The sequence below is a fragment of the Photobacterium malacitanum genome (assembly GCF_900185615.1).
GTDB classification, from domain to species: domain Bacteria; phylum Pseudomonadota; class Gammaproteobacteria; order Enterobacterales; family Vibrionaceae; genus Photobacterium; species Photobacterium malacitanum.
Genome location: NZ_FYAK01000001.1, coordinates 612,239 through 627,765, shown reverse-complemented (window position 1 = coordinate 627,765; position 15,527 = coordinate 612,239). Strand labels below are relative to the sequence as shown.

The following is a 15,527-nucleotide window of genomic DNA, read 5'->3' as shown; positions in this document are numbered from 1 at the left end:
GGTCATTTTTTCGGTTGTGTAAGATATGTCAAATTTAGATATTAGTCGTCGTAAATTTTTAACATTAGGTGGATTAGCAGTAGGTGTATGTGTATTACCCAATATTGCAATTGCTAGTCCTTTTCAAGCAACAACACCTCGTACAATGTTAGTGCGCAATTTACATACTGGTGAAGAGTTAGAAACCAAATATTTCAATGGAAAAACCTATGTTGGTAAAGAAGTTCGACGCTTAGATCATCTTTGCCGTGATTTTCGTCAAAATGAAATTGCCCGCATAGATCGTCGTTTATATGATGCAATTGCACAAATTCAATCTTATCTTGGTCATGAAGGCTACGCTCAGCTCTTTTCTGGTTATCGTTCACCGAAGACTAATAAGATGTTGGCAAAGCGTGGTGGTGTTGCAAAGAAAAGTTACCATATGAAGGCGCAGGCTATCGACTTTAATCTTGAAGGTGTTCCTCTAGCAAAGATTCGTAAGGCGGCATTAGATTTAAATATTGGTGGCGTAGGTTATTATCCAAATAGTCAATTTGTTCATATTGATACAGGGCCTGTGCGTAGCTGGAGAGGCTAGTTTATTATTGTATCAATCTGTATTTTTAGTCATATTCGTGGCATGCTGCGCTGCATAATGTCTCAGCTAGGAACCATGAATGAGTCTTCAATACAAAATTGTGCCAGTAACACCATTTCAGCAAAATTGCTCTATTGTATGGTGTGATGAAACTCACCAAGCAGCGATTATTGATCCCGGTGGTGATATTCAGCAGCTTCAACAAGTGGTTGAAGAACTTGGTGTTAACGTTACTCAATTATTATTAACCCACGGACATTTAGATCATGTCGGTGGTACAGCGCCTCTTGCTCAGATATTGAATGTGCCGATTATTGGTCCTCAGCGAGATGATGAATTTTGGTTGCAAGGTTTACCTCGTCAAAGTGAAATGTTTGGTTTTCCATTGACGGAACCTTTTGCGCCAACGCAATGGTTAAATGATGGTGACATCGTTAAGGTTGGTAACCAAACCCTACAAGTATTTCATACTCCAGGCCACACACCTGGGCATGTTATATTTTATAGTGCAGATGCTAAAGTAGCATTTGTTGGGGATGTGCTATTTAAAGGTGGTATCGGCCGTACTGATTTTCCACAAGGTGATCATCCAACATTAGTTAATTCAATTAAGACGAAACTGTGGCCTTTAGGTAATGAGGTTACATTTGTTCCTGGACATGGCCCCTTGTCTACTTTTGGCCATGAGCGTGTAACAAACCCGTTTGTAGCCGATGAAATGCCATTGTATTAATAACCTAGTTAACAATGTGTTAGCTAAAGGATCGAAATAGATTAACTTAAAACCACTGATAAGTTTAATTGTCAGTGGTTTTTTTATGGGTTTTTTTATTGCGTAATAATTAACATGCCAAAAACTTGCGTGCGGTAATTGTAAACGGTATTTTATGCGCATTAGGGTTGGATTTGTTCTTTTTAATGCTTATATAGGTATATATCGTCATGATTACTGTTGCTTTAGTTGATGATCACGTTATTGTCCGCTCTGGTTTTGCGCAATTATTATCATTAGAATCAGATATCAAAGTGGTCAGTCAATTTAGCTCTGCTCAAGAGGCACGTGATGGATTAGCTAAGCAAGTTGTTGATGTGTGTATTATCGATATCTCCATGCCAAATGAGAGCGGTTTGACATTACTTGAAGACTTATCACGACATATGGCATGTATTATGTTGAGTGTCCATGATACAGCAACGGTCGTGAATAAAGCACTTACGACCGGAGCAAAAGGCTATTTAAGCAAGCGCTGTAGCCCTGATGAGCTTATCCAAGCAGTACGAAAAGTCGCCATTGGTCAATGTTATTTAGCCTCAGACATAACAACTCAGCTGGGTAACATTGATCCTTACCAACAATCTATTGCTTGTTTAACCAAGCGTGAACGTCAAATAAGTGAAATGCTTGCAACTGGCTTAGATGTGAAAGCGGTTGCGATTGAATTAGGACTGAGCCATAAAACCGTTCATGTACACCGTTCTAATGCAATGGATAAGCTTAATGTGAGTAATAATGTTGAATTAGCCAAGTATTTTCCACAAGAAGTGCTGTAATGCGACAATATTTACTAACTTCATTAGGCGGATGTCTATTTTTTATTTGTAGCTGGTTTTGTTTGTGGGTGATTGCTTTTTATTTTGTTGGTGATCCTGCACTTGCTATATTATTGTTTCCTTTTGCATTACGGTTAGGCATAACGTTACATACCGCTGCTCGTTATTGGCTTATTATTTATATAGTAGAGTGGGGGTTAATTGTTTTATTGGCTAAAGTGTTGAATGATTTACCGTGGTGGCCAATATTAATAGCGAGTGGTTTATCGTGGCCATTATTATGGTGTTTACGACGTTACTATTATGGTGAACAGTGGCGACAATTATTAGTAATGGCCGTGAGTATTATATCAACCGCCATGATTAATGTTGCTGTCCTTATTGTGTTTAGTTCTATTAATGTAATCTCGGTATCGCCTGCTGGGATGATCTTGCTAATTAGTATCACTGGCGGCTTAATGTTAGTGCCAACATGTTATTTATTATGGAGCTTTTTATTTAGCCGCTCGTGGATTCCGCTGACCGTTGCTTTAATTTCTCGTCCTTTAGAATTACGTTATCGTGATCTATGTTTATATGCATTACTTTTTATTGCTAATATCTTTTTGCAAATAAACTTACCTGCAGAATTAAGTCGCTTTGCGCCATTTTGTTTAGCGATACCCATCATTGTGTTTGCTTTTCGGCATGGATGGCAAGGGGCATTATTAGGGACATTACTTAACAGTATAGCCTTAATTGCGGCGCGAAGTGATGTTAATAATATGGAAATCACTGATTTATTGTTATCACTATCAGCGCAAAGCCTAACTGGTATTTTGTTAGGTCTAGGTATTCAGCGTCAGCGTGATCTTAACCGCAAACTGTCTACAGAGTTAGGGCGAAATCATGTATTATCGCGACAGTTAATTAAAACAGAAGAATCAGTACGACGAGATGTCGCAAGAGAATTACACGATGAAATTGGCCAAAATATTACCGCAATAAGAATGCAAGCGAGCATTTTAAAGCGGGTTGAAACAACCCCTGTTACTCAACAATGTGCTTCGACTATCGAGCAGTTATCGCTTAATGTTTATGATACAGCTAAAGGCTTGTTATCACGATTACGGCCCAAAACATTGGATGACCTTGGCTTAGAGAAAGCGGTTGAGCAAGTGGTCTGTGATTTAAAGTTAGAAGATAAAGGCATTGATGTTGCGATGGCATGGGGACATTCTCAGCAGCCATTATGTGATACCACCAGTGTGACGTTATATCGTATTTGCCAAGAAGCATTAAACAATATTGCTAAATATTCACACGCAACAGAAGTGATTATTGAATTAAATATTGATCATAAAATCAGATTACAAATTGAAGATAATGGTATTGGATTTAAAGCTGAGGATGCCTTCAAGGGGTTTGGTTTACGAGGTATTCGTGAGCGGGTCGAAGTATTAGGTGGTCAATGTTCAATTATCAGTAATCATCACGATGAATCTCAACATAGTGTATTACCCAAACAAATAACAGGCACAACATTAGTCATTGTATTACCGTTGGCATAACCATAAATGTATTTATATTCTCAGGTGTAGCATGGCCGATTTATCACATTCAACGATAGAACAACGTTATAAATATTGGCGTTTGCATATTATGGTGAGTATGTATATTGGTTATGCAGGCTTCTATTTAACCCGCAAAAACTTCACTTATGCTATGCCAGCAATGATTGCTGATTTAGGTTGGGATAAATCAGACATCGGTATGATGGGGACGTTGTTCTACCTTACTTATGGCTGTTCAAAATTTATATCAGGAATGATCTCTGATCGTTCTAATCCGCGTTATTTTATGGGCACGGGTTTAATTGCCACCGGTATTATCAATATCTGTTTTGGCTTTTCAAGTTCGATTGTGGTGTTTACGTTACTATGGGTCGCTAATGCTTGGTTTCAAGGTTGGGGGTGGCCAGCATGTTCTAAACTGCTAACGAGTTGGTATTCGCGTTCTGAGCGTGGATTATGGTGGTCATGTTGGAATACCGCTCATAATGTTGGCGGTGCATTTATTCCGCTGTTGGTTGGCTTTTTAACGCTGCATTATGGCTGGCGCTATGGTTTTTTTATTCCGGGAATTATCGCGATTGTGATTGGTCTTGGTTTATGTTGGCGATTGCGAAATAAGCCAACAGCGATGGGGCTCCCCAGTATTGGTTCATGGCGCCGTGATCATTTAGAAATAGCGCAAGAAAATGAAGGAATTGGTCTTTCTCAACGACAAATATTATTTAAATATGTATTAACTAATAAGTATTTGTGGCTGCTTGCGATGAGCTATGTGTTAGTTTATATCGTGCGAACGGCAATTAATGATTGGGGAAACCTCTATTTAACCGAGCAGCATCACTATAGTTTGCTATCTGCGAATGGCGCATTGTCATTATTTGAAGTGGGTGGATTTTTAGGCTCGCTGGTTGGTGGGTGGGGATCTGATAAATTATTTGGCGGCAATCGTGGCCCAATGATTTTACTGTTTGCGATGGGCATATTCTTAGCTGTTGCCGCATTATGGATAATGCCTGTGACGAGTTATATATTACAATCTGGTTGCTTTTTTGCGATTGGTTTTTTTATCTTTGGGCCACAAATGTTAATTGGTATGGCTGCTGCTGAGTGTTCTCATAAAGACTCTGTTGGTGCCGCAACAGGTTTTGTGGGGTTATTTGCTTATATGGGAGCTGCGTTAGCTGGATATCCACTGGCGCTCATTATGAATCATTACCATTGGACTGGTTTTTTTGTGGTGATATCTGTGGCGGCAGCTTTTATTGGGTTATTGTTATTACCCTTTCTTAAAGTACAAACGGTCGCAAAAATACCATTATCTTAATGTTAAGCGGCCGCTTTATAACGACGTAATAGGCCAATAAAATCAGCTACAGGTCGATCAATCACATCGTCAGCAATAAAAAAATCAAATCCAAAGAAGACTCTATTATAACGCATTCGATTGGCAAGCATGGCTTGTAGTCCACGAAATTGCTCGCCATTGGTTGTTATAAAAGGTGAGTCATCAAATAGCATGTCTTCAAGTAGATAGGGGGAATCTGGCTGAGATTTAAGTGCCATAACCAATAAAATGCGTTGTTCCAGTAAAATTCTTGAGGCGACCCGTGGGCAAATGGAGCCAATAAAATCATCATAATCGGTTAAGCGAATGCCAATCCAAGGTAGGGGGGTGTACCACCCCTGAGTGCCAAGCGTTGCATGACCGATATCGGTAATATTGTGCCAGGTTGTTGTCCATCCACCGTAACGACTATGGTATTGGCAGTGCATAAAAGACAAGGTAAAACTGACACTTGGCGTATTCATCAGCTTTATTATCAGCAGCAACATTAACATCATTAAGATAACCATAATACTAACGCTAAGTGCTGATAATTGCGATTTGAAATAACTTATAAAAGCGAGGGTTATTGTTACTATGGCGACAAACAGCCCAATATAATGTTTGGGTGTTAATTTTTCAGTATGAATATGAAGCGTCTCCATGGCGACCTCCTTTGACCATTATTGCTATAATAATTCTATCAATGCTGTTATCAAATATATTTTAGACGTGTATTTTTAAAACGTATTTCGATAAATATGGCGATTTTTAAGCTTTTTTTTACTTATACCATGCCAAAACTCATGATTATTTGACTATCATTTGCGAGTGATCATTTTTATTGATGGATAAATAATCGTTTACTGGTAATTGTGAAATAACCTTGGTATAAAACGCGCTCACTTTTTCTCGCTGAAAATAGTGGTGATCGAAAGTAGTGTAACGGAGCAAATAAAACCATGAGAATTTCTCACAAACGTAATATCCAGCGTAAACTGCATAAACAGAAACCCCTTTTAACCAACACCACCTCTGCAGCTAACGATATTCTAAACATTGAAACAGTTATTGAAAAAGTAGAGGCTGCAGTTACTGTTGAGCCTATTGTTGCTTCTAAACCAGTGGTGACATTAACGCCTAAACAACAACAGGTATTAGACATTATTGTTAATAATATCGATGGATTAAATCCAAAAGGTATTGGTTTACAAGCAGGTCAGGAAGATGCAAAAGCGGCCTCTTGGGCTACCGGTGCGTTAAAAAAACTAACTGAAGAAGGGTTAGTGGAGCGTATCCAGTTGGCAGGGAATAAAGTGTTGTATAAAGCACTTTAAGAGATGCCAATCCCGCTTCTCGTTAAGAAGCGGGTCTTTTGCTGTTTGGTTCAATTCTCTCCGTAATGCTATTTTTTTCATCTCTTTAATACTACTGTAATTATTTAGACTATTATTATCTTTATATAAATAACAGTTACGGTTGTTTTGTACTCTGCTATAACTATTAGATAGAGAATGATTCTCAAGGAGTGCGTAAAATTCGGAGAAACTGATCTTATGACGATGATAAGTGCAAAGGAATTTTCTGGTTGGCTACTTGAACGATTTGCAGGTGACACACAGGGAGTATCTTTTAGTCGCGAAGATATCAACATGCTGACGGGGAGACAGAGTTTTTCTCTTGGCTATATTCACGATATACATTATGAAGTAATGCGACAAGGGATGGCATTTGTCACTGACACAACAAGAGAAATGTTTTATCTGGTACCAATAACACAGCGGCCTTGGCGTGAACAACTAGAGAAACATTATGAACATGATCTTTATTGTAATGTTCTACCCTTAAACAAATCAGGCTAATATTATTATTACAATAGTCGATAAAAAAGAGGATAAATATCCTCTTTTTTATCGTTTACGTTAGCTGTTATTGGTTATAAAACGGCTGCAATTCCCTGACATAATGGCAGCATGTTTGATTTTGTCATGCCAGCAACACTAATACGGCCAGAACCAACAATATAGATAGCAAACTCGTTTTTAAGACGATTAACTTGATCTTTGTTAAGACCTGAAAATGAGAACATGCCATTTTGACGTTCAATAAAACTAAAGTCAGCGTCGACGCCACATTGTTTAAGTGTCGTTACAAAAAGTACCCGCATTTCTTGAATACGATCACGCATGTCAGCAACTTCTTGTTCCCATTCAGCACGCAAGACAGCATCGTTTAGAATTTGAGTAACAATAGCAGCACCGTGTGCTGGTGGGTTTGAATAAATAACGCGTGCAATTGACTTTACTTGACTAAAAGAAATTGTCGCTTGTTGTGCATTTTGAGCGACTAAGGTAAAAGCACCAACTCGCTCGTTATAAAGACCAAAGTTTTTCGAAAAGGAACTTGCCACAAGCAGTTCAGGTACTTGATCTGCAAAAATACGTAGCCCTTGAGCATCTTCTTCCACACCACGAGCAAAACCTTGGTATGCAAAATCAAACATCGGCAATAGGCCTTTATCTAGGCACAGTTTAGCTAATGTTTGCCATTGGGTATTGGTAGGATCAATACCTGTTGGGTTATGGCAACAGCCGTGAAGTAGGACTACATCCCCTTTTTTTGCTTGATTGAGATCTGCAATCGTCGCATCAAAATCAATATCTTTTGTCTCAGCATTATAATAGCCATAGGTTTTAGTTTCTAAACCTGCGGCACCAAATACGCCATGATGGTTAGCCCATGTAGGATTACTGATCCAAACAGCAACATCATCACCTAACTGACGTTTAATAAATTCAGCAGCAACGCGTAGAGCGCCTGTACCACCAGGCGCTTGTGCTGTTTGAACTCGTTTCTCTGCAATGAGGGTAGAGTCTGCGCCAAAGAGAAGCTGTTGCACAGCTAGACCATACTCAGGTGTACCAGGAATACCTAAATAAGATTTGGTTGTTTCTTGTGCTAATAGAATCGCTTCTGCTTTTTTTACTGTCGCTAAAACAGGAGTATTGCCTGCTTCATTTTTATAAATACCTACACCGAGGTTAATTTTATGCGTTCTAGGATCAGCTTTAAAGTCATCAGTTAAACCGAGAATGGGATCAGCGGGTGCAGCTGTAATCTTTTCAAACATATTTTTCATCCATGGGTAAGTAAATAGTTATGTCTCTATTTATACCCTTAGTGATAGAACCTTGACAAGAGGATGCAACAAAATTGTGAATATATATTTATATTTTCTGTACATTTTTACGTTCACCATAAGTGATGGTATTGCTATGTTGCTGCATGAATACCAAATTTAAACGATGGTAACTTGATTACGGCCATTATTTTTTGAATGATAGAGGGCCTGATCAGCTGCTTTATAAGCATCATTAAAATGGATGTTTTTTGCGCTAACACCACCAATAGATACACTAATATCAATATCGGAGATAGGGTATAACGCAATTGAGTCACATATTTGTTGGGCTTTTCTAGTCAGTTGCTCGCTATTCATTTTTGGGAATGAAAGCATAAATTCTTCTCCTCCCCAACGAATTGCAATATCATTACTACGAATACAATTATTAATTCGTTTAGTTACAGCACGAATAACTTCATCACCAACCTCATGACCATAGGTATCATTCACTTTCTTGAAGTGGTCAATATCGATGATTAATAAATTAAAATCAGACTGATTAAGTAGTTTTGTTTCATAAAAATCACGACGATAAAAGTGAGTCATTTGGTCATAACGTAAAATAAAGTTTTTATTTGTAATAAGTTTTGTTAGAGAAAGATATAAAAACATTAATAATATAGATGGTAAAAAGGTGAATTTTAGCAGGGTATAAAAATTAATGCCTAAATGAATAGGATCAACTTCAGAGCATGGTAATAATTCTTGGGTTTGATAAAAGTTATTATTGTTCATATTAATAATTGTCATTTTATTACGATTATAATTATCTAATGTGTTCTTGAATATTGAATTATTAATATCAATAGCTAATAAAGCGTCTAGTTTTTTATTATTATATATAGGAAAATAAACAGTGCGAAGAATTTCATCTGTACCTTGTTCAGTGTATATATCCGTTAGCTTTATATTACAGCCATAAAAAGATTGATAGGTATCTATAAGACCTTCATTTTTAACAATAGTGTTAAGTACCACATGATCATAGAGTTTTAAATATATAGCTCGAAGTGGATCAAAATGTGAATATTTAGCAGATGTTTCAAAAACAGCTACTGTCCAAATATGGTTTTCAGATAATTTATCTATTTGTAAACGTAGCTTGTTTATGCCTGTTGATAATATTTTTGCTTGTGTTGACGTGTTGACAACTACAGAAACGCCGTTAAATAAGTATTGGCCTTCTTTTAAATCTTCTGTACCGGTATTATTATAAAAAGAACCAAAGCGACGAGCAGCAGAATAGATATTATTTAAAGTTGTGAGATATTGGCCATGTAATTTATTAATATTATAAATGTTATAAATAAAATAAAGGCTAGAACAGATTATAAAAAAGAAACTAAAAAGCTTAAAGTGACGTAGCGTTTTCTTGAAAAAAGCTTTTATATTTATAATCATTACTATCCATGAGGTTGAAAATATCGATGGTTGCATTTTATAGATTCATACAGCACGTTAAAATGAAAAATACTTGTCATATCCATTAATATTTTTTGTTTTTAGTATAAAGATGCCTTGTGGGTATCAAACGGCACTTTGTGTATAATAAAAATTGTAACAGAATGATTATTAAACTATTTATTAGACAATAGTGTACTGATTTCTGCCATTGTGTTTTGAGTAGTAGAGTGCTTTATTGGCAATTTTAATTAAGTATAAAAAAAGCCACTTAAAAGTGGCTTTTTGAACTGCGAACTTACTACGAAAATTAGAAGTTTGCTGAACGTGGAGTACGTGGGAATGGAATCACGTCACGTACGTTACCCATGCCTGTTACGTAAGAAACTAGACGCTCAAAACCAAGACCGAAGCCTGCATGAGGCACTGTACCGTAACGACGTAAATCGCGGTACCAACCCATGTGCTCAGGGTCGATACCCATAGCAACCATACGTGCATCAAGAATGTCTAAACGCTCTTCACGTTGTGCACCACCGATGATCTCACCAATACCTGGAGCAAGAACATCCATTGCTGCTACTGTTTTACCATCATCATTTAAGCGCATGTAGAAAGCTTTAATGTCTTTCGGGTAGTTCTTAACGATAACAGGTGCTTTGAAGTGTTCTTCAGCAAGGTAACGCTCGTGCTCAGAAGACATATCAATGCCCCACTCAACATCAAACTCAAATTTCTTACCAGAATCTAGTAGAATTTGGATTGCATCAGTGTAATCCACTTGTGCGAAATCAGCGTTAACAAAATGCTCAAGGCGAGTGATAGCGTCTTTATCAATGCGAGAAGCAAAGAACTCAAGATCATCACGACGCTCTTCAAGAACAGCGGCAAAAACATACTTCAACATGTCTTCAGCAAGTTTTGCTACATCGTTTAGATCAGCAAAAGCAACTTCAGGCTCAACCATCCAGAATTCAGCTAGGTGGCGGCTAGTGTTTGAGTTTTCAGCACGGAATGTTGGACCGAACGTGTAAACTTTGCTTAATGCACATGCATAAGCTTCAGCATTTAATTGGCCAGAAACGGTTAAAAATGTTTCCTTACCAAAGAAGTCTTTATCGTAATCAACACTGCCTTTATCGTCTAAAGGAAGGTTGTTTAGATCAAGTGTTGATACACGGAACATTTCACCGGCACCTTCACAATCAGACGATGTGATAAGTGGTGATGATGTCCAGAAGAAACCTTGCTCGTGATAAAAGCGGTGGATTGCTTGAGATAGACAGTTACGAACACGTGCCACTGCGCCAATCACGTTTGTACGTGGACGTAGGTGGGCAACTTCACGTAAATATTCAATTGAGTGACGTGTTTTCGCCATTGGGTAAGTGTTAGCATCTTCAACCCAACCGACAACTTTAACTGCGGTTGCTACTAGCTCAAAATCTTGACCTTTAGCAGGAGAGGCAACAATAGTACCAGTGACTTCAACAGAGCAACCCGTTGTTAATTTAAGTACTTCTTCCTGGTAATTATTTAACTCATTAGAGACCACGGCCTGAATCGGGTCGAAACAAGAGCCGTCATAAATGGCAAGGAAAGAAATTCCAGCTTTGGAATCACGACGTGAACGGATCCAGCCACGAACAGTAATTTCACTGTCAATTGCTAGCTTACCGCTTAGTACGTCTGTTACAGGCGCGTAAGTCATGTTTAAGTTATTCTCCGTTTAGGCACTCACTTTGGAATTAAAGTATGACGTGCTTAAAGATATCGTTGTGTTAGTAATATTACCTTTCTTACGTCAAGCATCAAGCATTGATCTCACCAGATTGATAAATTGATGTGGGAAAGTGATAATTTATACATAAGGTTGGTTAAGAAATGATCACTTTGGCAATAATAATCAAACAGAGCCTTATCATTGCACTATTATTTGTTGAAATTATAGTGTGATAACTTTAAAGGCTGTAGTTAAGCAATCGCTAAATATTTATGGGTTTGAATTGATAAACGCCAATTACGTGCGATACAGGTTGAAATACATAACTCAGTCGCGCGAGGCTTTTGACTGATAGGTTGTAAAGCAATAGTGACATCATTACGTAATGTTGCCGTTGCCAAAAGAGCGTCTAATTGATCAATATCTTTTTGTGTACCAACCGGATGTTTAACTTCGTTAGCACGGGCTAGTGCAGAGGTTAAGACCGGTAATTTCGCTTTCATATTGATTTTTGGTGATACCGTAACCCAGGTATTATCTGTGGTTAAAATAGCGGAAGTCCCACTGGTTTCTATTTGGCAATTAAAGCCTGCGGTTTCTAATGCAGCAGTCAATGGACGTAAATCATAAATACAAGGCTCGCCACCGGTGATAACAACGTGCTTAGCCGTATAACCTTGAGCTATTAATAAACTTACAACACCGTCAGCATCAAGCTGTGTCCAAAGTGGTGAGTCTTCTGTTTTTACCATAATGCGCTCAACGTTGACTAAATCTTCTGGCTCAGCTGTCCATGTTTGTTTGGTATCACACCATGAGCAGCCAACAGGACAGACTTGTAAGCGAACAAAAATAGCAGGCACGCCGGTGAATACACCTTCACCTTGAATGGTTTCAAAGACTTCATTAATTTTGTACACGTGGAACCTCATATTCTCTAGTGCTACTTTTACCATTACTAATGAGAACCATAGTAAATACGCTGAGTAAAAGTACGCAAGAGATTAAATTTGCTAGTTGAATTTATACTCGACGAAATGTCGATTTATCATTATGTCAGAACCTAAAGCGGAAGTCTTTAGGGATTCCTCGTGACGTCTGTCACGTCCTGAGAACAAGAGACTTCACAATTAGTTCGCAAAGTAAAAAAATTAGAAACTGAATGATATTTAGCGCTGTTTTTCCCCTAGGAGTATCGACATGTACGTCGCTCAGCCAGGTCATATTGATCATATTAAAAGAAATAATGCCGGGAGCGTATATAAACTTATTGATCTGTACGGACCTATTTCACGGATTGAATTATCTAAGCGTAGTCAGCTTGCTCCTGCGAGTATTACCAAAATAACCCGTGAATTAATCGAAGCGCATTTAATAAAAGAAACACAATATCAAGAATCGACGAGTCGTGGCCGCCCTGCAATTGGACTTGTACCTGCCAATGAAGGCTGGCAATTTTTATCGATTCGATTAGGTAGAGGTTATTTGACCATCGCATTACACTCACTCAGTGGTGATGTTTTGGTTGAGGAACGACAAGACATTAAGCAATTGCAGCAAGATGATGTAGTGTCTAAATTATTAACTGAAATTAACGTATTTTTTGCCAATCACGTTAGTGCACTTGATCGTATATCAGCCATTGCAGTTTCATTACCTGGTCTTGTCAATGCTGATGAAGGCATCGTATTACAAATGCCGCATTACACCATAAAAAATCTACCGTTAAGTGACATTATTCATCAGGAAACGGGGTTACCTGTATTTGTGGGTAATGACACTCGGTCGTGGGCGTTGGCTGAAAAATTGTTTGGTAATTCGCGAGGGGTTTCAAATTCTATTTTAGTGTCTGTCCATCATGGTGTTGGCGCAGGAATTATTTTGGATGATACGGTACTTCAAGGTCGAACTGGTAACATTGGCGAATTAGGCCATATTCAGATTAAACCTTATGGTAAACGCTGTTTTTGTGGTAATCATGGCTGTTTAGAAACTGTCGCTAGTTTAACGGCAGTCTTAGAACAGACAGCGCTTCGTTTACAAGAAGGGCATGCATCAACATTGGTCGCATCGACATTAACCATTGAAGCTATCTGTGATGCTGCAGTCGCTGGTGACGCCCTTGCTCGTCAAATTATCATTGATCTTGGCCATCACCTCGGGCAAGCAATAGCGATTATGGTAAATCTGTTTAATCCGCAACGGATCCTCATTGGCGGCGAGTTAAATCGCGCTAAATCGGTTTTATATCCTGCAATAATGGAATGCATTATTGGTCAAACATTGCCGATTTATAATCGCGATTTAGAGCTTAAAGAAAGTTGTTTTTATACTCAAGCAACCATGCCTGGGGCCGCTCTAGTTAAACAAGCGTTGTATGACGGTCATTTATTAATGAAATTGATCGATGGCTAAAATTGTTCTTTAATTTCCATATAGCTCTCTCGAATATGTTCAATGAGGGCTTGAATGCGTTTAGCAGGTTTTCGAGTGTAAGGGTAAACGGCATAAATGCCAACGACTTTTCCAGCATGGGCGGCTAATACTTCGATCAATTTTCCTTGTTGTAATTCGTCATAGACTAAACAAGTCGGTAAATATGCAATGCCATTACCGGCGAGAGTCGCCTTCTTTAATGCTGCTGCATTATCTGATGAGAAGTTACCACTGACTTTATGAGTATAGATCTTATTCTGGCGAATAAATTGCCATTCAAAAGGGCCTGAGCTTTGAGGATTATAGCCTAAACAATTGTGACTATTTAATGCCTTTGGTGTTTCAGGTATTCCATGTTGTTCTAAGTAGGCTGGTGAGGCGCAGATAACCCAGCGAGAGTTAAAAATATGTCGTGCAATGAGGCTCGAGTCTTCAAGATAGCCTGTACGAATAACCAGATCGTAGTTATCTGCAACCAAATCAACAAAGTGATTATTAAGTGACATATCAACCGTGAGGCCTGGATGTTTTTGACAAAAACTAGAAACAGCATTTGCTAGTACCAGTTCACCCGAAATAGTTGGGACTGACATCCGTATTTTGCCTGAGAGTGCTTCACTATAGCCAGTGACAGAATCAAAGGCAGTTTGAGCAATATTACTGATACTTTTTGCTCGATGATAGAGTACTTCACCAGGCTCGGTCAGTGTTAGTTTACGTGTGGTACGATAAATAAGCTGTAATCCTAAACTGGTTTCAAGCTTGCTGATACGTTTACTAACAACAGATTTGGTGATGTTATTGAGTTCAGCAACTTTACTGAACGATCCATGCTCAATAATTTGGGTAAAAAGAACGAGATCATCAATGGCAGGCATATTAATATTCCATGAGTCGGTTTATTGCCGAATTATACGCGAAAAAAAACGCAGTCCGATAACTGCGTTTTTTCGTATTCCCGTTTAAGTGCTTAACCACTAGCATCCTGCTAGTTTGATTATCACTATTGGTGATAGGTAAAACTACATATCATCAATAATGATGTAGGTGGCAAAGACGGGCCCATGCACACCAACAACCTTGATCAACTCGATATCTGCAGTCGAGCTAGGACCTGAAATAAAGTTTACACATGACGGTATACGTTCACCATTACGTGCTTTTTGATGTAAAACTTCTGTCGCTTGGGTTAAGCGAGGAACAATATTACTTTTAGGTACGATAAATACAGACGCTTCAGGGAGTAAACTAACCGCTCGACCTTGTGCAGCTTGACTATACAGTACCATCGTACCTGATTCAGCTAATGCTTGTTCCGCAAATACTACGCCGACTTTAGCACGTTCCGCAACTGCAATATTTGCCTCATAGCCAGCACTATGATCCCAGATGTAGACACCATGTTGCTTTTCAGCTAAATCTTTCGGATTTACTATATCTAATAGACGATTATCCGCTGTAAAGATGGTTTCTCCGATAGGATTAAGGCCTTCGCTATCATCAGTGCAATAGTGAAAACATACATTACGTAACGTTTCTGTTAGCTTATCCTTCGTTGTAACAACAGCCTGGGAGGCTAATGTTGTTTCAGTGTAGTCAACTAAAATGGCTTTTAACTCATCAGGACTTTTATTCGCCAAAACCTCTTTATGACAGTTATATTTTAAATTTTGGCGTACTACAGGCGCTGTAATACGCTCACGACCAAGTTGTTTCGCGATATTATTAAGGAAACTATCGCGGTTAAAAATGCGTTGCTCTGACATGCGGAAGTC

General features: G+C 38.5%; 15 protein-coding genes. 8 read left to right on the top strand and 7 right to left on the bottom strand.

What is annotated here, in order from left to right:
• Window positions 1-25 precede the first annotated feature (25 nt).
• From mepK to PMAL9190_RS02770, 5 genes are all read left to right on the top strand, one after another.
• Window positions 26-580: a peptidoglycan L,D-endopeptidase MepK gene (gene mepK, locus PMAL9190_RS02790; protein WP_087843818.1), complete on the top strand. Its 555-nt coding sequence runs from the start codon at window positions 26-28 to the stop codon at window positions 578-580.
• A gap of 79 nt (window positions 581-659) precedes the next feature.
• Complete coding sequence (locus tag PMAL9190_RS02785) at window positions 660-1,313, top strand: MBL fold metallo-hydrolase (RefSeq protein WP_087843817.1); 654 nt, start codon at window positions 660-662, stop codon at window positions 1,311-1,313.
• A gap of 209 nt (window positions 1,314-1,522) precedes the next feature.
• Window positions 1,523-2,131: a response regulator transcription factor UhpA gene (uhpA, locus tag PMAL9190_RS02780; RefSeq protein WP_087843816.1), complete on the top strand. Its 609-nt coding sequence runs from the start codon at window positions 1,523-1,525 to the stop codon at window positions 2,129-2,131.
• Window positions 2,131-3,681 carry a signal transduction histidine-protein kinase/phosphatase UhpB gene (gene uhpB, locus PMAL9190_RS02775; protein WP_087843815.1) on the top strand — a complete coding sequence of 517 codons (1,551 nt, stop codon included), beginning with the start codon at window positions 2,131-2,133 and terminating at the stop codon, window positions 3,679-3,681. Before uhpA ends, uhpB begins: the two co-directional genes overlap by 1 nt.
• A 31-nt stretch (window positions 3,682-3,712) precedes the next feature.
• On the top strand, window positions 3,713-5,008 hold the full coding sequence (locus tag PMAL9190_RS02770; protein ID WP_087843814.1) for an MFS transporter: 1,296 nt from the start codon (window positions 3,713-3,715) through the stop codon (window positions 5,006-5,008).
• Between the two features lie 2 nt (window positions 5,009-5,010).
• On the opposite strand, the gene PMAL9190_RS02765 is transcribed toward PMAL9190_RS02770, so the two are convergent.
• Window positions 5,011-5,673, bottom strand: a complete 663-nt coding sequence (locus tag PMAL9190_RS02765; RefSeq protein WP_087843813.1) for a DUF2982 domain-containing protein — start codon at window positions 5,671-5,673, stop codon at window positions 5,011-5,013.
• 297 nt (window positions 5,674-5,970) lie between these two features.
• Here PMAL9190_RS02765 and PMAL9190_RS02760 point away from each other — a divergent pair, with 297 nt between their 5' ends.
• Window positions 5,971-6,345: a MarR family transcriptional regulator gene (locus PMAL9190_RS02760; RefSeq protein ID WP_087843812.1), complete on the top strand. Its 375-nt coding sequence runs from the start codon at window positions 5,971-5,973 to the stop codon at window positions 6,343-6,345.
• A 219-nt stretch (window positions 6,346-6,564) separates the two neighbouring features.
• Window positions 6,565-6,870, top strand: coding sequence for a hypothetical protein (locus tag PMAL9190_RS02755; protein WP_087844202.1), 306 nt, complete (start codon window positions 6,565-6,567; stop codon window positions 6,868-6,870).
• A gap of 74 nt (window positions 6,871-6,944) precedes the next feature.
• Here PMAL9190_RS02755 and PMAL9190_RS02750 read toward each other — a convergent pair whose 3' ends face one another.
• The 4 genes from PMAL9190_RS02750 to queE form a co-directional block, all read right to left on the bottom strand.
• Window positions 6,945-8,138, bottom strand: a complete 1,194-nt coding sequence (locus tag PMAL9190_RS02750) for an amino acid aminotransferase (protein WP_087843811.1) — start codon at window positions 8,136-8,138, stop codon at window positions 6,945-6,947.
• Window positions 8,139-8,306: 168 nt separating this feature from the next.
• Window positions 8,307-9,593: a GGDEF domain-containing protein gene (locus tag PMAL9190_RS02745; protein WP_087843810.1), complete on the bottom strand. Its 1,287-nt coding sequence runs from the start codon at window positions 9,591-9,593 to the stop codon at window positions 8,307-8,309.
• Between the two features lie 310 nt (window positions 9,594-9,903).
• Entirely contained in the window at window positions 9,904-11,304 is a 1,401-nt protein-coding gene (gene asnS, locus PMAL9190_RS02740; protein WP_087843809.1) for an asparagine--tRNA ligase, read from the bottom strand.
• Window positions 11,305-11,567: 263 nt separating this feature from the next.
• Window positions 11,568-12,248, bottom strand: coding sequence for a 7-carboxy-7-deazaguanine synthase QueE (queE, locus tag PMAL9190_RS02735; RefSeq protein ID WP_200813373.1), 681 nt, complete (start codon window positions 12,246-12,248; stop codon window positions 11,568-11,570).
• Window positions 12,249-12,516: 268 nt separating this feature from the next.
• Between queE and mlc the strand changes: the two genes are divergently transcribed.
• A complete protein-coding gene (gene mlc, locus PMAL9190_RS02730; protein ID WP_087843807.1) occupies window positions 12,517-13,731 on the top strand; it encodes a sugar metabolism global transcriptional regulator Mlc in 1,215 nt (404 codons plus the stop codon).
• On the opposite strand, the gene PMAL9190_RS02725 is transcribed toward mlc, so the two are convergent.
• Both PMAL9190_RS02725 and PMAL9190_RS02720 read right to left on the bottom strand, forming a co-directional pair.
• Entirely contained in the window at window positions 13,728-14,630 is a 903-nt protein-coding gene (locus tag PMAL9190_RS02725; protein WP_087843806.1) for a LysR family transcriptional regulator, read from the bottom strand. The genes mlc and PMAL9190_RS02725 overlap by 4 nt on opposite strands.
• A 144-nt stretch (window positions 14,631-14,774) precedes the next feature.
• Window positions 14,775-15,518: a LutC/YkgG family protein gene (locus PMAL9190_RS02720; RefSeq protein WP_087843805.1), complete on the bottom strand. Its 744-nt coding sequence runs from the start codon at window positions 15,516-15,518 to the stop codon at window positions 14,775-14,777.
• Between the last annotated feature and the right edge of the window lie 9 nt (window positions 15,519-15,527).